At 67.4% G+C, this 23,413-nt stretch carries 20 protein-coding genes; 13 read left to right on the top strand and 7 right to left on the bottom strand.

Annotated features, from left to right (window positions below; all coding sequences use genetic code 11):
• Positions 1-7: 7 nt before the first annotated feature.
• The 5 genes from KA248_12920 to KA248_12900 all read left to right on the top strand — a co-directional run bounded on the left by KA248_12920 (position 8) and on the right by KA248_12900 (position 3,203).
• On the top strand, positions 8-412 hold the full coding sequence (locus tag KA248_12920) for an Hsp20/alpha crystallin family protein (protein ID MBP7830807.1): 405 nt from the start codon (positions 8-10) through the stop codon (positions 410-412).
• Positions 413-426: 14 nt separating this feature from the next.
• Complete coding sequence (locus KA248_12915; protein ID MBP7830806.1) at positions 427-930, top strand: Hsp20/alpha crystallin family protein; 504 nt, start codon at positions 427-429, stop codon at positions 928-930.
• A gap of 407 nt (positions 931-1,337) precedes the next feature.
• Positions 1,338-2,609 (top strand): phosphopyruvate hydratase, encoded by a 1,272-nt coding sequence (gene eno, locus KA248_12910; protein MBP7830805.1) that lies wholly within the window; start codon positions 1,338-1,340, stop codon positions 2,607-2,609.
• 88 nt (positions 2,610-2,697) lie between these two features.
• The gene (locus KA248_12905; GenBank protein ID MBP7830804.1) at positions 2,698-3,012 is read left to right on the top strand and encodes a septum formation initiator family protein; all 315 of its coding nucleotides are present in this window, start codon (positions 2,698-2,700) and stop codon (positions 3,010-3,012) included.
• Positions 3,009-3,203: a hypothetical protein gene (locus tag KA248_12900; protein ID MBP7830803.1), complete on the top strand. Its 195-nt coding sequence runs from the start codon at positions 3,009-3,011 to the stop codon at positions 3,201-3,203. Before KA248_12905 ends, KA248_12900 begins: the two co-directional genes overlap by 4 nt.
• A gap of 3 nt (positions 3,204-3,206) precedes the next feature.
• On the opposite strand, the gene KA248_12895 is transcribed toward KA248_12900, so the two are convergent.
• Both KA248_12895 and KA248_12890 read right to left on the bottom strand, forming a co-directional pair.
• Positions 3,207-4,325 carry an LptF/LptG family permease gene (locus KA248_12895; GenBank protein MBP7830802.1) on the bottom strand — a complete coding sequence of 373 codons (1,119 nt, stop codon included), beginning with the start codon at positions 4,323-4,325 and terminating at the stop codon, positions 3,207-3,209.
• A gap of 1 nt (position 4,326) precedes the next feature.
• Positions 4,327-5,217: a bifunctional 5,10-methylene-tetrahydrofolate dehydrogenase/5,10-methylene-tetrahydrofolate cyclohydrolase gene (locus tag KA248_12890; protein ID MBP7830801.1), complete on the bottom strand. Its 891-nt coding sequence runs from the start codon at positions 5,215-5,217 to the stop codon at positions 4,327-4,329.
• A gap of 98 nt (positions 5,218-5,315) precedes the next feature.
• On the opposite strand from KA248_12890, the gene KA248_12885 reads away from it, so the two are divergent.
• Genes KA248_12885 through KA248_12875 form a run of 3 tightly spaced genes read left to right on the top strand, consistent with a single transcriptional unit; the run spans position 5,316 to position 9,384 of the window.
• Entirely contained in the window at positions 5,316-6,413 is a 1,098-nt protein-coding gene (locus tag KA248_12885; GenBank protein MBP7830800.1) for a hypothetical protein, read from the top strand.
• Positions 6,410-8,341 (top strand): glycosyltransferase family 39 protein, encoded by a 1,932-nt coding sequence (locus KA248_12880; protein ID MBP7830799.1) that lies wholly within the window; start codon positions 6,410-6,412, stop codon positions 8,339-8,341. Before KA248_12885 ends, KA248_12880 begins: the two co-directional genes overlap by 4 nt.
• Entirely contained in the window at positions 8,338-9,384 is a 1,047-nt protein-coding gene (locus tag KA248_12875) for a hypothetical protein (GenBank protein ID MBP7830798.1), read from the top strand. Before KA248_12880 ends, KA248_12875 begins: the two co-directional genes overlap by 4 nt.
• A gap of 154 nt (positions 9,385-9,538) precedes the next feature.
• Here KA248_12875 and KA248_12870 read toward each other — a convergent pair whose 3' ends face one another.
• From KA248_12870 to KA248_12860, 3 genes are read right to left on the bottom strand one after another with little or no spacing between them, the layout of a single operon-like run.
• Entirely contained in the window at positions 9,539-10,360 is an 822-nt protein-coding gene (locus KA248_12870) for a polysaccharide deacetylase family protein (protein ID MBP7830797.1), read from the bottom strand.
• Entirely contained in the window at positions 10,361-12,265 is a 1,905-nt protein-coding gene (locus tag KA248_12865) for a flippase-like domain-containing protein (protein ID MBP7830796.1), read from the bottom strand.
• 4 nt (positions 12,266-12,269) lie between these two features.
• A complete protein-coding gene (locus KA248_12860; GenBank protein ID MBP7830795.1) occupies positions 12,270-13,985 on the bottom strand; it encodes a glycosyltransferase family 39 protein in 1,716 nt (571 codons plus the stop codon).
• A 585-nt stretch (positions 13,986-14,570) separates the two neighbouring features.
• Here KA248_12860 and KA248_12855 point away from each other — a divergent pair.
• The 4 genes from KA248_12855 to KA248_12840 all read left to right on the top strand — a co-directional run bounded on the left by KA248_12855 (position 14,571) and on the right by KA248_12840 (position 18,758).
• On the top strand, positions 14,571-15,680 hold the full coding sequence (locus KA248_12855; protein MBP7830794.1) for a radical SAM protein: 1,110 nt from the start codon (positions 14,571-14,573) through the stop codon (positions 15,678-15,680).
• A gap of 63 nt (positions 15,681-15,743) precedes the next feature.
• Entirely contained in the window at positions 15,744-16,745 is a 1,002-nt protein-coding gene (locus tag KA248_12850) for a GDP-mannose 4,6-dehydratase (GenBank protein MBP7830793.1), read from the top strand.
• A complete protein-coding gene (locus tag KA248_12845) occupies positions 16,738-17,835 on the top strand; it encodes a DegT/DnrJ/EryC1/StrS family aminotransferase (GenBank protein MBP7830792.1) in 1,098 nt (365 codons plus the stop codon). Before KA248_12850 ends, KA248_12845 begins: the two co-directional genes overlap by 8 nt.
• Positions 17,832-18,758: a glycosyltransferase family 2 protein gene (locus KA248_12840; protein ID MBP7830791.1), complete on the top strand. Its 927-nt coding sequence runs from the start codon at positions 17,832-17,834 to the stop codon at positions 18,756-18,758. Before KA248_12845 ends, KA248_12840 begins: the two co-directional genes overlap by 4 nt.
• Before the next feature lie 5 nt (positions 18,759-18,763).
• On the opposite strand, the gene KA248_12835 is transcribed toward KA248_12840, so the two are convergent.
• Together KA248_12835 and KA248_12830 are read right to left on the bottom strand one after the other, a co-directional pair.
• Positions 18,764-21,091, bottom strand: coding sequence for a glycosyltransferase family 39 protein (locus KA248_12835; protein ID MBP7830790.1), 2,328 nt, complete (start codon positions 21,089-21,091; stop codon positions 18,764-18,766).
• Positions 21,092-21,152: 61 nt separating this feature from the next.
• A complete protein-coding gene (locus tag KA248_12830) occupies positions 21,153-22,148 on the bottom strand; it encodes an NAD-dependent epimerase/dehydratase family protein (protein MBP7830789.1) in 996 nt (331 codons plus the stop codon).
• A 163-nt stretch (positions 22,149-22,311) separates the two neighbouring features.
• Here KA248_12830 and KA248_12825 point away from each other — a divergent pair.
• Positions 22,312-23,413 (top strand): hypothetical protein (locus KA248_12825; protein MBP7830788.1); only part of this gene is annotated, 1,102 nt, incomplete at its 3' end.

The raw sequence follows: 23,413 nt of genomic DNA, 5'->3' as shown, positions 1-23,413 counted from the left end.
CCGAACCATGACGACACCAGCGAAAGACTTGCAACCGCAAAAGAAAGAATCCACGGGCGCCGTCGAACTGGCCCAGGATCGCCCGGTGTTCCTCCCCCCGACGGACATTTATGAGCGGGAGGACGCCGTGATGGTCCTCTGCGACATGCCCGGCGTGGACGAGAAGAACGTGGACGTGACGCTCGAGGACAACGTGCTGACCCTGACGGGCAGCCAGCAGGTCCAGGAGCCCGAAGGCCTCGAACTGCTCTACCGCGGGCACTGGCCCGGGGTGTTCCGGCGTTCGTTCACGCTGACGACGGAGGTGGACCGCGAGAGGATCAAGGCCCGCATCCGGCACGGCGTCCTGGAAGTCATGCTGCCGAAGGCGGAAGCCGCGCAGCCGAAACGGATCAAGGTGGAGGCGGAATAGGAAGGAGGCGGCGCATGAAGAGCCTGATTCCCTGGCGGAAGAAAAGCGAATCCGCCCTGGCCCGGGATCCGTCCCACCCGTTCGAGGCGCTCCATCGCGAGATGAACGAGCTGTTCGACGGCTTCCTCCGGGAATTCGGGGGGCCCGGGCTCCCCTCGTTGCGGGGGGAGCGGACCGAGGGGCGGGTCTCGCCGAAGTTCGAGGTCGCCGAGACGGACGAGGTCGTGCAGGTCACGGCCGAACTGCCGGGCTTGGACGAGAAGGACATCCAGGTCAGCCTGGATGAAAACGTCCTGACCGTGAAAGGCGAGAAGAAGCAGGAGCGGGAGGAGAAGAACAAAAGCTACTACCTCTCGGAGCGAAGCTATGGCCAGTTCCAGCGGGTGATCCCGCTGCCCGCCGGCATCGAGGCGGACAAGGTCAAGGCGCAGTTCAAGAAAGGGGTGCTGAACATCACCCTGCCCAAGTCGCGGAAGGCCGCGGCGGAAGGCCGCCGCATCCCGGTATCGGGCGAGTAAGCACGGGCCGGAATTCCTTATCGAGACCGGCGCGGCAGAGAAATACGGTCGGCTCCCGCTGGCGGTTCCAACCGTGCGGGGCTTCCGGCGGGCCGGGGGCGGCCCGTCTCCACCGGTTGAACAAGACGTTGGAGACGCCGCGCCCACGCGGCGGTCGGGGCCGACCGCCCTCCTACAAGAATCATCTCGAGAGTCTTGATGACCCTTCGTGGAGGGCGACGGCTTGCCCGACGTAGGCGGGGCGAAGTCGGGGCCTCCGTCGCCGCCATCCCAGGGTCTTGTCCATGCTCCCACGATCTGTCCGAGGGCTTACGCGCGGATGGGGGATCCGGGGGTTGCTCTTGCAATCCGGCCTGTCTTTCTCTACCTTCTCCGCGTTTTCTGAAGCCAACCCAAGGGAGAAGAACATGACGGAAATCGTGGATGTCGTGGGGCGGGAAATCCTGGATTCGCGGGGCAATCCGACCATCGAAGTGGAAGTGGAACTCGCGTCCGGCGCGCAGGGCCGCGCCGCGGTGCCCTCGGGCGCCTCGACGGGCGAGAACGAGGCCATCGAGCTGCGCGACGGGGATAAGAAGCGCTACCTCGGCAAGGGCGTGCTGAAGGCGGTGGCCCACGTCAACGACGCGATCGGGACGGAGATCGTCGGCTTCGACGCGCTGGACCAGGCCGGGCTCGACCGGAAGCTGATCGACCTCGACGGGACCGAGACCAAGAGCAAGCTGGGCGCCAACGCCATCCTCGGCGTCTCCCTCGCGACGGCGCACGCGGCGGCCCAACACGTCGGCCTGCCGCTCTACCGCTACATCGGCGGGACGAACGCCAAGGTGCTGCCCGTGCCGATGATGAACGTGCTGAACGGCGGCGCGCACTCCGACGCCCCCGTGGATGTGCAGGAATTCATGATCTGCCCGAAGGGCGCCGCCTCCTTCTCCGAGGGCCTCCGCATGGGCGCTGAAGTGTTCCACGCGCTGAAGAGCGTGCTGAAGAAGCAGGGCTTGAGCACGGCGGTCGGCGACGAGGGCGGTTTCGCCCCCGCGCTGGCCAGCAACGTCGCGGCGCTCGACGCGATCATGAAGGCGATCGAAGAGGCCGGCTACAAGGCCGGGAAGGACGTCTTCATCTGCCTCGACGCCGCGGCCAGCGAGTTCTACGACGGCAAGAAGAAAAAGTACGTCTTCAAGAAGAGCGACAAGTCCGAGAAGACCTCCGAGCAGATGGCCGACTTTTGGGAGAAGTGGGTCAAGGCCTACCCCATCGTCAGCATCGAGGACGGCATGGCCGAGGGCGACTGGGACGGCTGGAAGATCCTGACGGACCGTCTCGGTGGACGGATCCAGCTGGTCGGGGACGACCTGTTCGTCACGAACACGAAGTTCCTGAAGAAGGGCATCCAGAAGGGCGTTGCGAATTCGATCCTGATCAAGGTCAACCAGATCGGCACGCTCACGGAGACCCTCGACGCCATCGAGATGGCGCGGCAGGCCAAGTACACATCCGTGATCAGCCACCGCTCCGGCGAGACGGAGGACGCGACGATCGCGGACATCGCGGTCGCCACAAACGCCGGGCAGATTAAGACCGGCTCGCTGAGCCGCACCGACCGCATCTGCAAGTACAACCAGTTGCTGCGCATCGAAGCCGAACTGGGCCGCCAGGCCGTTTACGGGTTGCGCTGATGTTCCTCCCGGGGGCCGGCGAAAACGCCGGCCCCCGGAAAAAACCTGTTGAGACCGCACGGGGGAGCGGTCTACCATGGTTTCCGCCATGAGTTTCTGGATGGGTCTATACCGGGCGGCCTGGCTCGCCCTCGGCGTGCTGGTCGTGATCGGGGCGGTGGCTGCGTTCGCGCCGCCCATCCGCCAGTACCGGGAACTCCGGCGCATGGAGATCGCCCTGCAGGAGGAGATCCGCCTGAAGGAGGAGATGCTCCACCACCTCCAGAAGCAGCAGGAGCGGCTGCAGACCGACCCGGACTACGTCGAGAGGATTGCGCGCGAGGAACTGGGCCTGGCGCGGCCGGGGGAGACCGTGTACAAGTTCGCCGACGACGAACCCCAGACCGCCAACCCGGCCCCATGAAGGTGGACGCCGCGAAGTCCTTCGGCGATCGAGAATGCCCGTCCTGCGCGTGCCGCGTGCCCGCGAACAACAACCGCTGCCCGATCTGCGGCTATGTCTTCCCGACGCTCACGGACCGGCAGCGCGGATTGAAAATCGGATTTGCCTTGCTGATGCTCGCGCTGCTGCTCCTGCTGCTGTTCGGGCGCTGAACGTCAGTTGTCGCGGTGGACCAGCCAGAAACCCGCCGCTTCCGCCCCGATCACGGGCAACCAGACGATCAGGTCCGGCCGCCACTCCGGGTGCCCGACCAGCGAGTTCGCCAGGATGATGAAGAAGTAAAAGAAGAAGACCAGCAGCAGGCTGATGCCGACGCCGGCGGACGACTCCTTGCGCCGGGAGATCATGCCGAGCGGTGCGCCCAACAGCACGAAGGCGAAACACGACAGGGAGAGCGCCAAGCGCTTGCTGGCCTCGACGACCATGGACATCCTCTGCTTGGACAGTTCCTGCGGCGTGAGGTGCGAATAGATTTCGCGGACCCGCCGGATGGCCGAGAGCAGTTCCGGGTAGGTCATGTCCGAGGTTTTTTTGTTCAGCACGCGCGAGCCCGCGATCTCGTTCAAGTCCAGCCGCACGGGGTAGTGCTGGGCATTGATGTACTGGGAGCGCGTGGAATCCTCTCCCTTGGCGCGCGGCTGATCGATCCGGACATCGTACAGGTCGATGATGATCACGTTCCGGTTCTCGCCCGGACGCATTTCGCCGCTTTGTGCGCGGATGTTGCGCTTGATGCCCTCGTCCGCCATCTCGTAGACCACCACGTCCTCGACGCGGCGCCCGGATTTCTTGCCCACGTACACCATCAGCCCGGGGAAATCGCGGACGAACCGCCCCTCCTCCAGCAGGTTGATGGGCTGCTCCATCCCCAGGCTGAAGAGCAACTGCCGCCGCGCGAAATGGCTCCGCGGCGCCACGGAGCTGTTCAGGTAGAGGCAGAGGAACGACAGGCCGATGGACGCCAGGACGATCGGCGCGAGGATCTGCCACAGCGTGAGCCCACAAGCGCGCATGGCCGTCAGTTCGCCGTCGAATGACAGCCGGCCGAAGAGCAGGAGGACCGTTGTCAGCACGCTGATCGGGATCGAGAAGGTCAGCAGAAACGGGATGTTGTAAAGGAACACCCGGAGGATGAAGACGCCCGACATGCCGCGCGCGAGCAGGTCGATGGCCTTGACCACCGCGCTCAAGGTCATCACGAAGGTGAAGACCGCCAGCGTCATGATGAACGACGCCAGGAAATCGGACCCGATATAGCGGTTCAGCGTGCGCACGTCAGCCGCCCTCCGCCGGGCCGCCGCGCGCCGCGGCCACCGTGTTGAACAACAGCATGGTGATGGTCATGGGCCCCACCCCGCCCGGAACCGGGGTGATCCACGAGGCCTTCGCGCGGACCTCGTCGAACGCCACGTCCCCGACCAACCGGCATCCTTTCGGGGCGGCGGAATCCGGCACGCGGTTCATGCCCACGTCCACCACCACGGCCCCGTCGCGGATCATGTCCGCGCGCACGGTGTCCGGCCGCCCGGCCGCCGCGACGACGAGGTCCGCGCGCCGAGTGTGCTCCGCGAGGTTGCGCGTGGCCGTGTGGCACAGCGTCACCGTCGCGTTGCCGCCCTCGCGCTTCTGCGACAGGAGATTCGCCAGCGGCCGCCCGACGATGTGGCTCCGGCCGATCACCACCGCGTGCATACCGGCGACGGCGATCCCCGACCGCCGGAGCAGTTGCAGGATACCGTGCGGTGTACACGGCAGGAAGGCCGGCAGGCCGAGGTCCGCGCGCCCCACGTTGACCGGGTGAAAGCCGTCCACGTCCTTCGCGGGGTCCACCGTCTCCAGGACCTCCCGCTCCATCGAGGCGTCGGGCAGCGGAAGCTGGACGAGGATCCCGTGGACGCGGGAATCGCGGTTGAAGGCCCGCACGGTGTCCAGGACCTCGGCGCGCGACGCGGAGGCGGGCAACCTCACCTCGGAGGAATAGATACCGAGCTCGCCGCAGGCGCGCTCCTTGGCCGTGACGTACGCCCGCGACGCCGGGTTGTCCCCGGCCAGCAGCACGCCCAGCCCCGGGATAATGCCTTTCGAGCGCAGCGCCGCAACCTGCGCCGCCAGTTCGACGCGCATGTGCTGCGATACGGCTTTCCCGTCCAGTATTTTCGCCGTCATGGTGGAAACAGGCCCTCCGACGAACGGACCGGCTCATTATCGCAGAAAAATATGGAATGGGGATAAAAAAAGCCCGCGCCTTGACAAGCCCCCGCCGCGTGTCCACCCTAGCGCGCATGCAGGAATCCAGGGAAGAGAACAGCACCGTGATCCGCCGGCTCCGGAGCGGCGTCCGGGGCTCGCTGGCCGCGCTGACGGGCGTGTTTCTTCTACTGTTCCTGGTCTCTTCCCTGTTCGGCGGCTTCCAGATGGCGACACCGCTGGGCATATTGTCCTGCCGCCATCCCGGCCGGCTCCTGCTCTGGACGTTCGCCGGCGCGCTGGCCTGCACGGCCGCGGGCCACCGGCGGGAAGGCCCCGTCGACGAGATCCCCCTTTTCGGCCGCGCCGGGGCCGCGGGCCTGGTCCTGACCGCGACAATCCTGCTATGGGTGAGGTTCCTCTACCGCTCCTACGAGCCCGCGTTCGGCCACCGGCCCGTGCCGACGGTTCCGTTCCTTTCGACGCACCTGCTTTTCCTGTTCTCCGGCCTGGCGGCGCTGGGGGCCTGGCACCGGCTGCGGCGGAGCGAGGACGAGCGGGCCGCCGCGTTCGCCGCCCTGTTCCTGGCGGTTTCGCCGCTCTGGTTCCACGTCTCGACGCCCGTCGTCGCCGCGTATGCCGTCCTCGCCGCCGCCTGGTGGGCGGCCCCCGCGTTGAACCAACTCACGAAGTGGGTCTTCGCGTCCGCGCTCGTGCCCGTGGCCACGGTCGCCTTGAAGCACTGGGGCTGGGCGGGGAAACGGCTGCAGGACCAGTTCGTGTCCTGCGCGGCCCCCGGTTACACGGGCTGGATCGTACTGGCGGGACTTGCCGGCTGGTGGTTCACTCGTTCCACGCGCCGCCCGTGGCTTCGCGCCGCGCTGCTGACATTCTCGTGGGGCGCGGTCCTAGGCGGCGCGCGCGGCGAAGCCGGCTTCCTGGGGGCCGTCCTGCTGCTGCCGCTGCTCGCCGGGCTGATGGCCGCGGGAATCCACGCGATCCTGAAGGCCGCGGGCCGCGACCCGCTGCCGCGTAACGTGATCCTCGCCTGCCTGTTCGGCATCCTGCTCGGTTTGCTTCGCGACGGGCTGGATCTCGGGATCCGGTCGCCATATGCCCCGCCGTTGGCGGAACCCGCGGCGGTTCAGCCGGCGGCGGAGGAGGCCCCGGAATGAACACACCGGCTCGCGGGGACGCTCGCCCTCCAATGGCGCAAAAGAACCGGGGCGTTCTGATCGCCTTCATCCTTCTCACGCTCTGCGCGCTCTCCCTGTGGCTCCGCTACGAACTGCGCTACGGCCCGAAGCCGTACCTGTTCTACGGCGACCCGGCCACCGGCCGCCCCGATTCCGACGCCGTGACCTGGAACATCCACGCCCTGCACCTCGTCGAAGGCCGCGGCTTCGGCGACTATCTCAAGCAATTCCGCTCGCAAAATTACATCCCGCCGGGGCACCCGCTGATCCTGGGCTTCTTCTATTTCTTTTTAGGAAAGAACCCGCTCGCCGCCGGCTGGGGCGTGGCGCTGCTCGGGAGCCTGCTGCCCTTGATTGCCTACCTCTGGGGCCGGGAGATGTGGGGACGCCGGGTCGGCCTGATCATGGCGGGCCTCGCGGCCTTTCATCCGCCCTACATCCACATCGGGTACAGCCTGATGTCCGAGCCCACGACGGTGTTCACCACGGCCGTCTCGCTCTGGCTCGGTGCACGCCTGCTGCGGCGGCCGTCCTGGGCCACGGCCACGGTCGCGGGGCTGGCCTTCGGGTTCTCCGCCCTGGTCCGCCCGTCCGCGCTGGCGTTCCTGTGGGGCCTCGCGCTGATGCTGCTCTTCGCGCGGCACGTCCCCGCCCGGACCCGGCTCCGGACGCTCGCGATCCTGGTCCTGGTGACCCTCCTGCCCCTCGGCGCGTGGCAGTACCGCAACTACCGGGTCCACGGCCAGGCCGCCGCGATGTACTCCTCCATCAGCGCTCGCCACGCGTGGCACGGCGCGCACCCGATGTACGGCCCCGGTTTCTACAGCCGCAAGGCTTGGCACGAGACCCTCTGGCGCGAACCGCACGCGCCGGAACTGGCGATGATCCGGCGCCTGCAAAAAGAGACCGACGAGTTCGTCCGCGCCGACCGCTTCAAGTACGTCATGTCCTGCATCTGGCGCATGAAGGTGCTGGTCCCGGAATTCATGCATCGCGCGTTCGGCATCCGATGGAGCCACGGCGGTTGGGGCCGCATCCATTTCATGGTCCTGGTCACCCTGGCCCTGGCGGGCCTGCTGCGCGCGCTCCCCCTGCGCGTGCGCGCGACGGATGCGCGCGGGTCCACGGAAATCCCGGGGGCCCTCTGGGCGGGCAGCCTGCTCATAGGGCTCGCGGCCGCCCTGGCCGGCGCGGGCATCTACGGGGCGGCGGACCGTTACCGCTGGCCGCTCGAGTACGCCCTCCTTCCGTTCGCCGCCCTGGCGCTCGACGGGCTGCTGCGGCTGGCGGTCGATCCTTTCTTCGCGCGGCGCTCGATCACAAGCGAATGGACGGCGTGCCCGCCCGCCCTGCGGCTCGCCCGCCGGCTCGGTGCCGCCGCGCTGGCCGCCGCCATGCTGGTCTACGCCGCCGGACTGGTCCGCGCGGCGCGCCGGCCTGAAGCGCCGGAGGACCAGGCTGCGCGCCTCACCGAGGCGCAGGTGCGCCAGGCCATCGACAAGGCCGGGCTCCGTCACGAATTCGAGGGCCAGGCGCGTCCGTGGATCACCTACGAGGAAGTCTTCGCCGAGCAGGCCGCCCACTTCGGCGCCGTGACCGATCTGAACCTGAAAATCGTGGCTTGGTGGGGGCGGCTGCGCTTCGTACAACTCGACGAGTGGGGCTGCCTGAAGGCCGGGTACGTGATCGTCGAGTCCCAGCCCGGCGACTTCGGCGGGGCGCGGCTGCCGATCCTGCGCGCCCCGGGCATGCGCGGGCCGCCCCGCCACCTCCGGGACGGGGACATCGTGACGCTCATCGGGCGCATTTACTACGAAAACCGGCCCATCGAGACGCCCACGGTGGTCTACTACGACGTGCTGCCCGGACGCTTCGATATCCCGGCCCCCGGAGGAAATCTCCCATGACCGAAACGCGCGGAAGCTGGTGGCTACGTCGTCTCCTGCTGGCCGTTTTTTCCGCCGGCGCGGTGCTGATCGGAGGGGAACTGGCCCTGCGCCTCGTCCGCTTTTCCGCCCCCGTGCAGCCGATCACCATCGTCGGGCGCGACGGCAAGTCGAACCCGGACGACGACCGCGGGATGATCCCCGACTCGGAACTCCAGTTCCGGTTCAACCCCGGCGCGGAATGGCGCGGGCGGCGGATCAACTCGCTGGGCTTCCTCGGCCGCGAAGCGGAATCGAACAAGCCGGCCGGCACCGTGCGCGTGATCTGCATGGGCGATTCCTGCACGGCCTCGGGAAACCCGCCGTACGCCGATTTCCTCCACGAGCGGCTGACCAACGCCCCCCCTACCCCGCGGCCCTGGGAAGCGTTCAACATGGCCGTCCACGGTTATTCCACCGAGCACGGCCTGCGGCTCTTCCGCCGCCAGACGAAGTACCTGCAGCCGGATTACGTCACGCTCTACTTCGGCTGGAACGACCACTGGCGCGACGACCTGACCGACCGGCTCAAGCTGGCCCGCCGGGCCGGGCCCCTCTCCGGGCGGATCCAGAAACTGCTGAATCGCTCGCGGCTCTACCAGTTCATCGTCAGCCGCGGGGCGAAGCGGCCCAAGCCCGACGCGGACAACTACGTCCTGCGCGTGCCGCCCGACGAGTACCGGCAGAATCTCGATACGCTGGTCCGCGAAATCCGGGCCGTCGGCGCGACGCCGATCCTGGTCACGGCGCCGCGGGCCTCGGTGCTGACCCCGCTGCTCGTGGCCAACCGCCAGGTCGCGCGGATCGAGGACGCCTACCGTCTGCACGACGAATACACCGAGCTCACGCGCGAGGTCGCGGCGGAAACCGGCGCGCCGCTCCTCGACCTGGAGAAAATCTTCCGCGAGGAGAAACAGGACGCGCTCTTCAGCGACGACGGCATCCACCAGGTCAAGGACGGCCGCCGCCGGATCGCGGAGGAAATGCACAAGTTATTGTGTCGGATCAACAACGCCGGATCCTGATTTTGCGGGCCGGGGGCGGCCCGTCTCCAAAACCAGCGCTTTTCCTCTGCGGGCCGGGGACGGCCCGACTCCAGAACTTGCGTCGTTCCTCTGCGGGGCGAGGGCGCCCCGCCTCCAGACGATGGAGACGCCGCGCCCTCGCGGCGCAAAGGGTTCAACGCCATTCGTTCCCGGGAAGCGAGCGCACGATCGCGCCGGGATCCACGTAGCCGGGCACATGGACCCGGGGCAAGGCGGAGAGGTCGTCGATGCCGAGGGGAATCGGACCGCCGCCGCTCAAGAAGGCCAGCCGGTAGCCGGCCTCCGCCGCGGCCCGGCGCACCTCGCGGTTGTGCCGCCCGCCGGGATAGGCCAGGGCGATCGGCTCCGCGCCGAGTTGCTCGGCCAGCATCCGGCGGCTGGTCTCCAGTTCGGCCTTCACCGTCTCCGGCAGGGCCTTGACCAGGTTGATGTGCGTCCACGCGTGCGAGCCGATCTCCATGCCCGCTTTTTTCATCGCCTGCACTTCCGGCCACTGCATGGCCTTCGGGTCCGGGCCGTCGCCCCACACCACGCGCTCCGCGGGCGGGCTGGTGATCTTACCCGTCGGCACGAAGAACACCGCCGGCCAGCCGCGTTTTTTCAGCACCGGCAGCGCGTGCTCGTACATGTCGAGGTAGGCGTCGTCGAACGTGAGCATGGCCGGTTTCCTCGGGAGGGGCCCACCCCGCCGCAAGGCGGCTTCCAGCTGATCGAGCGAAACGGGCATATAGCCCCGTTTGTCCAGTTCGCGCAGGAGCTTGTCCAGGTGCCCGGGGCTCATGACGTATTCCGTGGCCTCGCCCGGCACCACGCGATGCAGCGCGAACACCGGGATTACGATGCGGCTCCCCGGTCCCGGCACGCGCCAAGCCACGTGAAGTCGCCAGTACCCCACGCCCCCAAGGGCCAGGAGCGTGACGCCCGCCGTCAAAAGGAATCGTGCTGTCTTCTTCATTCAGTCGCCGGCTTCAATGAAAAGGTCGGGCCGATCGCATTGCCCGAGGAACGTTACGCGGACGGCCTCGTTTTTCAAGATATCGTGGACGAATATATCCTCGAACGGCCCCTCGGACCGGCTCGCCATCCAGCCCGCGTCATTGGACCAGAACTGGTTGTCAAACGCCAGGCCCGGCGGCGCGTTCACGGTCCCCTGCCGCGCGCCGGACTCGAAATCGCGGATCGACAGTTTCCGGTGGTCGCCCTCGTTGTTGGTCACCCGCCTGCCGTCGGGCGACAGGCTGGCGGAGCAGCCGCCCGCGATCCGCCATGATCGGCCGGACGCGGGGTCGAAGCCCATGATCGAGATTCCCCTCCCCCGCACGGTCACGGCCAGCCGGCCGTCCGGGGCGATGTCGAGCTCGCGGAACTGGTGGCCGGAGATCACGTCGCGGACGGCGCGCGTCTCGACATGTACGGCGCGGATCAGCAGCCCGTCCGTGAAGTAGATTTCCGCGCCGGACGGATGCCACGCCAGGGCGCGGGGCGCGAAGACCTCGGCCAGCGGTTCGGGCTCCCCGCCGCCGCGCGCGATACACGTTACGCGGTTGCTTTGGAGAAACGCGACGTGCCGGCCGTCCGGGGACCATCGAGGGAAACTGCCATGTGAGGCCAAATGCACGGGCGCGGTCTCGCCGAGGGTGGCGGCGTAGATGCCGTCGGGCCGCTGGAACACCACGCGGCCGCGGAGGCGGCCGGCGAGTTGGGACAGGGCGGCCTTCTCCTGTTCCGACGGCGGGGACGGGACGGACTCCGCCCGGGCGGCCGGGCACAGGCGGTACAACAGCACGGCCAGTGCGGCGACACCGGCGAGGAGCGCGGTCAGCCTGGCCGCGAAGCGCCCGGCGGACTCGCGGCGCGGCGGGGCCGCGGCGGGCCGGCGCCGCCAGAAGGGCAGCAGGAGCAGCAGCAGGGCCAGCCCGCCGAGCGCGTAGCCATAGATCTGCGTGAAGAGATGGTGCGCCACGCTCGTCATCACGGCCAGCGGCGCGGGGAAGAGCAGCCACTGGAAGACCAGGGTCCACGTTCCCTCGTAGGCGCCGAACCCGGCGAGGCCGGAAACCGGCAGGCTGGCGGCGGCCTCCGCGGCGCAGAGCCCGGTGAAGACCCGCGACACGGGCAGGGCCTGCCACCCGTAGCCCCGCGGCGCCACGAGGGCGAAGAGGAACAGGTAGAGCGACGCGTATTTGAAAAGCCGCACCATCAGCGAAAGCACGAACACCTTCCCGTAGATTCCCGCCTCGCGGGCCTTGCGCAGGTCCGCGACGACGTCTTCCAGCGCCTCCCGCCAGCGCGCGGCGCGCGCCGAGCCCAGCCAGCGAATTCGTCCCACGCGCCCGGCCATCCAGCGCGCGAGCCCGGGCAGTCCCGCCAGCAGCGCGATCATCGCCGCGGCCAGCAGCGCGCCGAATCCGACCAGCACGGCCACGGGGGCCCCGCCCAGCCCGGCCGCCGCCCAGGCGATCATCGGCGCCAGCGCGATCATGTCAAAAATGAAAGCCAGCGCAAAGCTCGACGAGGCCGCGCCGAAGGGGATACCGAGCCGCGCGGTCACCACGTAGATGTACACCAGCGTCCCGAGGCGCGCCGGCAGCAGGTCGGAGAACGTGTTGCGGACGAGCACCACCAGGTAGAGGGCCAGCTTGCCGGGCGAGTAGCCCGAGGCCCGCAGCATGACGAGGTAGCGCCACGCGCGGAACACGCTCATCGTCAGCGACGCCAGGAGAAACAGCGCCAGGCCGCGCGGGTCGGCCTCGCGCAACAGGCCGGCCACTTCGCGCCACGTCACGTGCTGGAACAGCCAGGCAAAGATGCCCGCGGTGACCAGCACGCTGAACAGGGCATACAGCAGGTTCTTCTTCATCGCTTCAGCGCAGTTCGATGGGGCCGCCGGCGCGGTTGAAGTAGTATCCCTCGCGGCCGGGGCGCCACGCTCCGGGCACGCCCGAGCGTTCGAGGGCCGCGCGAAGGCCGTCGGCCACCGGTCCGGCCCTGCAATAGATTTCAATGAACGGGCCGGCGCGCCGGCGATACCGCATGTCCGGCAGCGAGGGAGAATAGATGGATTCCGACGTCAGGGGCACCTGCGTCTTGTCGATCCGGAAAGGACTGATTTGCAGCACGCGTAAATCCTCGAACTCGCCGGGCGCGGGGGCTTCCGTGCGGCTGCCGTCCGGCCGCAGGAGCCGGTCGTGGGAAAAGCTGTCGAGCACGATGATATCCAGGGGGTGGTGAAAGACGCCGCGGATTGGATCGCGCTTTTCCTTGAAAGTCGTGCTGCTCATGACGAAATGCCGGAACGGCAGGCGGCCCTTGCGCACATCGCGCTTGCCGTAGTAGCCGGCATACACGTTGACCGTCGGCAGATTCGACGCCGAGCGCAGCAACTGCACCAGGTCCTGCCGCGTATCTCCCGCCGCGAGCAGCGCGTTGTGCCGGGCCGACTGCCGGGCGCCCGGGACCAGCGCCAGCAGGACCAGGGCGAGCAGGACCCACGGGAGAGCGCGCTCCGGCACGCAGCGGCGCGCCGTCTCGAACACCCAGGCCCCGCCCAGCGCCGAGAGGACGGCGACGAACGGCAGGATCGGCACGATGTGCCGGGCAAACGAAACATTCTCGTGGCCCATGAGCAGGAAGAAGACGACCGGGAAGGCCAACAGCACGGCCTTGTCCCGCGCGCGGATATCGCGGCCCGCCAGCACCCGGATGATTCCGATGGCCGCCAGGAGCATCGGCACCGGCCCGTAGCCGTGGTAGAGCGAGTCGGCCAGGTGGTGCCGCCAGCCGCTCTCGATTTCGAAGCCCAGCTTGCCGACGCTGAACTCGTTGGCAAGAAACAGGAACTGCTCGTGCGCCGTCTTCCAGTCGATGAACAGGTACGGGTTCAGCGCCGCGAACACCGCGATCGCCACGGCGCCCAGCAGCAGCCCGTCGCCGATCATCCGGGGATAGCGGCCCCGGTAGGACCAGAGCATGGCCAGTCCCACGGGCAGCGCCACGACTGCGCCGTTGTATTTCGTCGCGGCCACCAGTCCCAGGCACACGCCCAGGAGCACGAGGTGCCGGCGCGCGAACGGGGCGCCGGCCCCGACGGCGACGAGCGTCGCGTACACGGTGAGCAGGCAGAGCGAGGCCAGCGGAACGTCGGGCGTGACATAGTGCGCGTTGCGCACCCAGAGCAGCGAGACGGCCAGCAGGCCCGCCGCGAACAGGGCCGGGCCGCGGCTGCCGGTCAACCGGCGGACCACGAGATAGGCCGCCAGGGCGCCGAGGAAGGCGAACGCCACCGTGACCAGATGGCCCGGCGTGTTGAAGGACAGGCCGGGCAGCGCGTCCAGGGCGTCCCCCAGCGCGTCCCAATCCCCGGGCCCGCCGAAGAGCCGGCTTAGCCCGCGCAGCGCGCCATAGACGGTGGCATTCAGGTATATGATGAACCCGGGGTACCAGAAAAAGCCCGTGCGTCCACGGTGGTCGAGCGCGGTCACCGCCTCATCCACGAGTCCGTCCGGATGGAAATACGGCGCCCCCCCGGTCACTGCAAAAACGACGGTCAAGGCCAGGATCAGCCAGACATCCCTTTTCATACATACAGAATAATGACACCGCGGAGAGAATCACCTTCTTTATTGTGGCCTCGTCCGATTTGGCGGTTCTCCCCAGCCTCTCCTTGGAAATATTCAGAGGGCCCTTGGCTCGGCATCCCGCCAGCCAGCATGCACACGAAGACTCAGGACCCTAGGCCATACTTTGCAAAGTATGGCCTAGGGCTATCCTGCGATTTCGCCCATAGAGAATATCCGCACGTATTGCTTCTATTTGTTATAGAATAGGTTACATATTATACACATTAGTATTTCTTAATTGTAATTTCGCGGATCAGGCCGCAAAAGGCTAGGCCATACTTTGCAAAGTATGGCCTAGCGGAGGATGCTTGCTGTTATAAAAAAGATGACGCCATGGCGAATTCTGCCACCGGGGACGATCCCGCCGAATATCATACCAAATCCGGGTGAAGGCGAGTAGATTTCGGGCTCGCAGGAGCTCGCTCCTCCATGATTCCTGCCACTGGAGGGCGGAGCTCTGCGACGCCGTTCGTACCGCCTCTCACCCGTACCTGGTATCAGAATCCCGTTGCCGCCGGGGTGGAGACGGATTAAGTTACCCTGCCCATGAGCAGCCTCATCAACCTGGCCAGGAAACAAGTCGTCAACTACCGCTATTTCAGCGCGTACACCATTCCGCAGTTTTTGCGGGACGTGGCCCTACTCCCCTGGGATATGCGCCGGAAGGACGGACGGAGCTCGCGCGTCCTGAATCTCGCCCTCTTTGTGACGCTGCGGTGCAACGCGCAATGCGCGATGTGCAACCTGTCGGAACTGCTGAACCAGAAGGGCAACGCCGACATGCCCTTCGACCGGATCGAACGCCTTCTCGACGAGGTGGCGCCGCAGCGGCCGGGCATCATCCTCTTCGGGGGCGAGCCGTTCGTGCGCAAGGACATCGTCGAATTGGTGCAGGCGGTGAAGAAACGGAAAATGCCGGTGGGCCTGTTCACCAACGGGCTCCTGCTGAACGAGGAACTGGCCGGACGTCTCGTCGAGGCCAGGCTGGACTACATCGCGTTTTCCCTGCAGGGCACGCGGGATGTTCACGACCGAATTCTCGCCGTACCCGGCGCGTACGACAAGATGGTGTCCCACATCCGGGAGTTTGTCCGGATCCGCCCGCGCCGGACAAAGGTAATCACCCACACCACGATCTGCGAGCACAACCTGGAAGACCTGGAACGCGTCGCCGAAACCGCGTTGGGCCTGGGCGTGGACCTCGTACGCTTCGGGCACCCGACCTTCTACTCCCCCGCGGAAGGCGCGGTCTGTACCCGGGCATTGAAAACCGCCTTCCCCGACGAGCCCCGCATCCACGCGACCAGCTGGATCTACGACGTCACGGAAATGGCCGAGCGCTACCTGGATCGCATCACGGCCTTCCAGCGCGCGTTCGGCCGGCGGGTCGCCTTCACCCCCGTGCTCTCCGCGGAAGAGCTGCGCTCATGGTATTCCCCCACGTTCCGGTCAAAGCGGCACTGCCTTTTCGCCTGGCGCGCCCTCTTCATCCGGCCGGACGGCGAGGCGCACCCCTGCGAATCGATTTCCTTCCGGATGGGCAACGTGTTCGAGGAGGGGTTCTTCAAGGTCTGGAACGGCCCGCGCTACACAGCGTTCCGGAAGGCCCTGCAAAAAGGGCTCTTCCCCGCCTGCGCGCGCTGCTGCAAGCTGTAGCCGGCTTCGGCGAAGCCGGCTACAGGCGAGAAGGCTTGCCGGGCCACCCGCCCATCCTGTTAAATGCCTCCCATGGAAACCTACGCCGGGAAGAAAACGCTGATCACGGGCGGGCTCGGGTTTATCGGCAGCAACCTGGCCCTCCGGCTCGTGGAGCTGGGCGCCGAGGTGACGCTCGTGGATTCCATGATCCCCTCCCACGGCGGCAACCTCTTCAACATCGAGCCCGTGCGCGGCCGGGTGAACGTGAACATTTCCGACGTGCGGGACGCCCACGGGCTGGAATACCTCGTGCGCGGGCAGGATTTCATCTTCAACCTCGCGGGCCAGGTCAGCCACATCGAGAGCATGACCGATCCCATGACGGACCTCGAAATCAACTCCCGAAGCCAGCTCTCGCTGCTCGAGGTCGCGCGGCACCGGAACCCGGACGTGCGCATCGTCTTTACGGGCACGCGCCAGGTGTACGGCAAGCCGGAATACCTGCCCGTGGATGAGAAGCACCCGGTCGCGTTCACCGACGTCAACGGCGTGAACAACTTCGCGGGCGAGTCGTTTCACCGGCTCTACCACGATGTCTACGGGATCCGCGCCTGCGTACTGCGCCTGACCAACACCTACGGCCCGCGCCAGCTCATCCGGCACAGCCGCCAGGGCTTCATCGCCTGGTTCATCCGGAACCTCCTCGACGGGAAGCCAATCCAAGTCTTCGGCGACGGCACCCAGGTCCGCGACCTGAACTACGTCGACGACGTGGTGGAGGCCTTGCTCCAGGTCGGGCAGAACGACCGGTGCTGGGGCCAGGTCTATAACCTGGGCGCGCCGGAGCACATCTCGCTCTGGGACCTCGCCCACCTCATGGTCGAAGTCAGCGGCGCCCGCGTGCCGATCGAGAAGGTCCCCTTCCCGCCCGAGAAAAAACGGATCGACATCGGCGACTACTACGCCGACTACCGGAAAATCCGCGAGGCGGTCGGTTGGGACGCGCGCGTGTCCATCCGGGACGGCATGAAAAGAACCTTCGACTACTATCGCGCGAACCGGCGGCACTATCTCGATGATTGAGTTTTTCGACAACCGCCCGCAAAACCGGGACCTCCGCCGGGCGCTGCACGAGGCCCTCGACCGCGTGGCGGATTCGGGACAGCTGATCCTTGGCCCGGAGGTCGCCCGTTTCGAAAAGGAATTCGCCCGCTGGAACGGCTCCGCCCACGCCGTCGGCGTGGCCAACGGGACCGACGCCCTGGTCCTCGTCCTGAAGGCCCTCGGCATCGGGCCGGGTGACGAGGTTGTGACCGTGGCCAACACGGCCATCCCCACGGTCAACGCCATCCGCCAGGCCGGCGCGCGCCCCGTCTTCGCCGATATCCGCGAGGACACCTGGCTTCTGGACCCGGACGACCTGGCCCGGCGGATCACCGCCCGCACGCGCGCGGTGATCCCCGTCCACCTCTACGGCAACCCGGCCGACCTGCCCGCGATCCTGGCCGTATCCCGGGAAGCCGGGGTGCCCGTGATCGAGGACTGCGCCCAGGCGCACGGGGCGGAGATGGCCGGAAAACGCGTCGGCAACCTGGGCGCCGCGGGCTGCTTCAGTTTTTACCCCACCAAGAACCTCGGCGCGCTCGGCGACGGCGGGCTGATCACCGCCGGGGACCACGCGCTGGCGGAGAAACTGCGGCGGGGGCGCTTCTACGGATATGACACGGAACGCCTGTCGCAGGAGGTCGGGCAGAACAGCCGGCTCGACGAATTGCAGGCCGCGTTCCTGCTCGAAAAACTGGCCCGGCTGGACGGCTGGATCGCCCGGCGGCGCTCGATCGCGGAGTTCTATCGCGCCGCCCTGCCGGACCGCGCCGCCTGCCAGCGGACGACGCCCGGCGGCGCACACGCCTACCACTTGTTCGTGGTCCGCGCGAAGAACCGCGAGGCGCTGCGGGAAGCCCTGCGCCGGCGCGGCGTCGCCACGGCCATCCATTACCCCGTCCCCGTTTTCGAGCATCCGGCCTACCGGGACCTGAACCACGACCTGCCGGTCACCCGGGCCGTCGCGCGCGAGAACGTCAGCCTCCCGCTGTATCCCGACATGACGGACGAGGACGCCCGCCGCGCGGCCGAGGCCGCGGCGGAAGCCCTCGCGGAGGATTCGGCATGAACAAGGAATTGAGCGTCGTCATTCCCGTCTACAACGGCGAGCGGACCGTCGGCCTCGTGGTCGAGGACATCCTCCAGTCGCTGGACGACGTCCTGCTGGAGATCGTGCTGGTCAACGACGGCAGTCCGGACGGCAGCGGGAAGGTCTGCGAGGACCTGGTGGCGCGGCACGCCCCGCGCGTGAAATACGTCGAGCTCTCGCGCAACTTCACCGAGCACAACGCCGTCATGGCCGGGCTCCAGCACACGTCGGGCGCGTACGTGGTCGAGATGGACGACGACTGCCAGAACCCGGCGCCCGAGGTCCGGCGGATGCTCGACGAGATCCGGAAGGGCTACGACGTGGTGTATTCCTACTACGAGAAGAAGCACCACCATTTCCTCCGGAACCTCGGGAGCTGGTTCAACGACCGCGTGGCCACGATCATGCTCAAGAAGCCGCGCGACCTGTACCTGTGCAGCTTCAAGCTCATGAACCGCTTCCTCGTCGACGAGATCGGCCGCTGCACGAACCCGTACCCCTACATCGACGGGCTGATCTTCCAGATCACGACAAGGATCGGGAAGGTCCGGGTCGAGCACAAGGAGCGCGAGCGGGGCCGCAGCAACTACACGGTGGGCAAGCTGGTCGGGCTCTGGCTCAACATGTTCATCAACTTCTCGATCCTTCCGCTGCGGCTCGCCACCTACACCGGATTTGTCATGGCCGCGTGCGGTCTCGTGCTGGGCATCGTATCGGTCGTGGAGCGCCTGGTCCGGCCCGACCTGCCCCACGGGTTTGCCTCGCTGATCGTTTCCATCCTGCTGATCGGCGGCATCCAGTGCTTCCTGCTGGGCATGCTCGGGGAATACCTGGGCCGCCTGTTCCTCTCGGTCAACCGCAAGCCGCAGTTCGTCGTGCGCAAGAAACTGGGCTGGGACTGACCCGGCTATTCGCCGGCGCGCGCCACCGCCATGCCTTTCAGCCGGTCCGCGGGCAGAACAAGGAACCCGTTCACCCAGCGCGCCGCGCGGCCGCGCGAGACCAGGCGCAGCCGGTCCGGCGCGCCCTGCGCCGCCGCGATGAACGTGAAGTACGCGTCCGGCGACAACCGATCGGCGGGAAGAATGTGCCGGCCGACCACCTGGCCGTCCTGCCACTCTTCCAGGCGGAGTTCGCCGGCCGGGTCCGCGCCGCCGCGCACGCGCACGCCGACCAGGGATGGTTTCTTTTCCGCCAGGGCCGTCCCTACGTAGCTCTCCTCGGACGCCGGGGCCCGCGACGAGGGCTTCAGCCGCCAGGCCCGCATGTTCCAGGCCCGGGCATCGTGCAGGCGCCGCGCATTCCGGCCGGCGGCCTCCTCCGGTTCAGGCCACCAGGCGTGGCGCGGCACCAAGTACATGTCCACCGGGCCGGCCGGCCTCTCCGGCGCGGCGACTGCAAACCGCGCGACGGTAAGAGGAAGGATGTTCTTCTCGTCGCAACCCAGGCACGCGCGGCGACCGTCCGCCTCGGCGAGCGCGACCAGGCTGACCGACTGGGGGCTGTGCGGATCGGGATTGCGCACCTCGACCGACCAGGCGCCGCCCGGCTCCCGCCGGGGGACCCCGGCTTCGAGCGGGAGCAGACGCACCGCGTACAGGTCATGGACATACCCGCTGACCTGGATGCGCTCCAGCGGCGGCGCATTGGGCGCCAGATCAGGAAAGGTCTTCCGGATTTCCTCCAGGCCTTCGGGACCGGGCGCGAGCATCAGGTGCGTGACCCGCCCGCGGCGCATGCTCTTCTGGTTGATTCCGTAAAAGGTAACCTTCAGGGAACGATGCCGGTTTTCCAGCGCAAGAAAGGTCGGGCTGCTGCCGGCGAAGACGGCCTGCCGGTAGTCCCGTCCCAGCATCCGGCTGAAATCATACATGGAGTTTTCAGTCCTGTGCGTCCAGTACAGGTTCCGGTCCATGTTCCCGATGGCATAGACCACGAGGAGGATGCCGGGAACGGCCACGGCGGCCGCGAAGCGGATCCGGGCGGAGCGCACCAGGCGGCGGCCCGTCCCGCGCCAGAGGAGCATCAGCGCCAGGGCGACCGCGGCGCCGAGCGCCAGGCGCAGTTCATAGGGCATCCGTTTTTCCGCGGGCAAGTTGGCCTGAACAGGCTGCATGACGCCGAGCATGAACACGTAGGCGCCGAGAGCCCACGCCAGCAGGAGCCGGGGCCACGTGAAACGCCGGTGCGGGACGGGATCCGCGGCCCAGTCCGCCAGCCGCGCGGCGGCGACGGAGGCCAGCGCGATGACGCAGGGAACCAGGGGGAGATAGTATCGCAAGGGGCGGTACTGCACGAAAGCAAGGAACTGGCTGCCGACGAGCAGCACGAGGGCCATCAGCAGCACGGGGACGGCGCGGGCGCGGTCTTCGGCGGAATCCGCCCGCCGCAGGCAGAAGGGCACGGCGAGAAAGGCCAGGACCATCAGGATCCACGCGGACCGCATATCCACGAAAAACGGCTGCCGGGCCCAGGTTCTCCAGGGATCGGTCTCCATCGCCCGGCCCGCCCAGTGGGCGGTCTCCCGCGCCAGGAACTGGCGGTTGGCCGGGACGAAGAAGAGCAGGTAGGCCGCGGCGAACAGGGCCAGGACCGCCAGGAACAGCCACACGTTTCTCCGGCGCGCGGGCGGCTGCAGGAGAAGGACTGCGACCGTGACGAGCACGAAGTAGGAACTGATGGCCTTGGTCAGGAAGGCGAAGGCGGTCATCATCGCGGCCAGCGCGAAACACCACGAGGCGCGGCGCGCGGCGGCGGGATCAAGGTCCGCGCGATACCCGCAGCCCAGCAGCCAAACGGCGGCCAACATGAAGAAAGTCAACACCGGCTCGAGCAGCCCGGAGCGGCCGTACAGGAGGAAGACATGGTTCACGGCCCCAAGCGCCACGGCCAGCCAGGCCGCGCCGCGGTGGTACGGCCGCAGGATGAGATAGAGCAGGCCGAGCGAAAGAAACGCGGCCAGAGCGCCCGGCCAGCGCATCTGGACGTAACCGACCCCGAACGCCTTGAAGACGCCGGCCATCAGCAGCGTGTGGAGCGGGCTATGAAGGTACGGCGTCCATTCGTCCGTGCGCCAGGCGCCGAACAACACGCGCGTGCGGGCGTTGTGGCACTTGGAGGGCGCGTCGAAGACCAGGCCCGCGGAATCGTCCAGGTTGCCGGGATTATCCGCGCGCAAGTGTCCGACGAGCACCCAGGCGGCATGGGCCAGCAGGCCTCCCACCAGTACGACCATGCCTATCCGACCCCATTTTCCCCACATCATTCCGCGTCACCCCACGGCCGGGGCCGAACGATCAGAGCCAGCCGCGTTCCTTGTAATCCTCTATGATGTCGCCCACTTCCTCGACCAGGCCCTGCGCGGGCCGGAAGCCCAGATCGCGCTCCGCCTTGGTCCCGTTGAAACTCCGGCTCTTGGTGTAGAAATCCACCCGCCGCCGGTAGAGCGGCGGCGAAATCCCGAGCGGCGTGCAGAGGGCCTCGCAGGCCGAGCCCAGCCACTGCATGGGCTTGACCGGCAGGCAGAGGCGCGGCGGCCGCACGGCCAGGCGGCTTGCGATGGCCTCCGCGAGCGACCGCAGGGGCAGCGCCTGGCGCCCGGCGATGATGTAGATCTCGCCGTGGCGCTCGTCGTGTTCCAGGGCCAGGACGAAGGCGCGCGCCAGGTCGCGGACGTCGATGAAATGGACCGACGCCCTGCCGCGCCCGACGTAGAAGAACCGGCCGCGCGCGATCATGCGGAACATCTTGAGGGTGCGCGTATCGCCCGGCCCCCAGATCATCGCCGGCCGGATCACCACGCCGGAGATCCTGCCGGAGCGGAAGTAGTCCAGCGCGATCTTCTCGCCTTCCATCTTGCTTCGTTGGTACACGTCGCCGGGATTGTAAGGCGTATTCTCGTCGGCCGGCGGGTTCTCGATGTGCCCGAGCACGCCGACCGTGGAGCAGTGGATGAAGCGCCGGACGCCGGCGGCGATCGCGGCCTCGAGCAGGGATTGCGTGCCCTCGACATTGACCTTGTGATACTCGGAATCCGGCAGGCCCGCCTCGCGGAAGAGGGCCGCGATGTGGCAGACCCCCCCCACCCCCTCGACGGCCCGGGCGAGGCTCGCGGTCTCCTTCATGTTGGCCTGGACGAGTTCCACGCCGAGGTCCTTGAGGAACCCGGCCTTGTCCGGGTGGCGAACCATGGCGCGGACCGCCGCGCCCCGGGAAACCAGTTCCCGAACGAGCTGCCCGCCGACGAACCCGCCCGCCCCGGTGACCAGGATTTTTGACGTAATAACGCTCATGGTCCACACTTTCGTGGCAGCATGCTTGGCCATTTCGCCGCCCGCGTCAATTTTTTCTTTGCCGGAACCTGCCCGGCGAGGAATTGAATAGTGCGGGTCTTTTTGGCTATCTTAACCCGGCAGCGCAAGGCCGGGGTCGGGCGGGCGCAGGGAACTACTCGGAATGACGATACAGGTCGCGGGGAATACGGATGAGCGGACGGCGGGACGATGGCGCTCGAATTGGATCGCGCCCGCGTTGATCGTTTTCATCGCCGTCCTTGTCTACGGCCGCACACTGGACATCCCGTTCTACCTGGACGACGAGTGGAACCTGCTGGCCAATCCGAGCGTGCGGGACTGGCGCGACTGGTTTTCCGTGCTGACGCCGCCGCCGATCAAGGAGGAATGGATCACCCTGGCGCGCCGTCCGTTCATCAATGTCACGTATGCCTTCAACTACGCGCTGGGCGGCTACCATCCCGCGGGGTACCACCTGTTCAACATCGCGGTGCACATCCTGAACGGGCTCCTGCTCTATGCGCTCTTGATGCGCACCCTCCGCGGCCGCGGACAGGAGGCGGACCTCGCGCGGGCCGCCCCCCTGCTGGCCGCCCTGGCCGGCCTGCTGTGGATCGTCCATCCCTTGAACACGGCGGCCGTCAACTACGTCAACCAGCGCACCGAGCTGCTGACGGCCTTATTTACGCTGGCCACCCTGTACGCCGTGCAGCGCTCGACGACCTCCGGTCAACCCCTGGCCTGGAAGGCGCTCGGCGTCGGGGCCTGCGGACTGGGCATGGGCTGCAAGGAAGTCATGGCGGTCGTTCCGGTGCTGGCGCTGGCGTACGACCGCATTTTCCTCGCCGGATCGTGGCGCGAACTGTTTCTACGGCGCAAAGGCTTTTACGCGGGACTGTTCGCCACGTGGGGCCTGCTGTTCGTGTTCATGCTTCGGGATCCGGTGCGGCAAGGCCCCGAGAGCTGGTGGCCGTACCTGATGACCCAGGCCTGGGCGGTGAATCGTTATGTCAAGCTGGCGTTCTGGCCGCATCCGCTGGTGTTCGATTACGGCATGGTGCTGGTGAACCATCTGGCCGTGGTCTGGCCCGCGGGCCTGGCGATCCTGTTCCTGGCCGTCCTGTCGGGGGTCATGCTGTTCAGGATGCCCGGCGTGGGTTTTCTGGGCCTGGCCTTCTTCCTGATCCTCGCGCCCTCCTCCAGCGTCAACCCCGTCCTGGGCCAGACCATCGCCGAGCACCGGATGTACCTGCCGCTGATCCCGC

The sequence above is a fragment of the Kiritimatiellia bacterium genome, assembly GCA_018001225.1.
Classification (GTDB): Bacteria; Verrucomicrobiota; Kiritimatiellia; order CAIQIC01; family JAGNIJ01; genus JAGNIJ01.
Note: the sequence above shows the minus strand (reverse complement) of the source record. Positions and strands in the feature narration are given on the sequence as shown.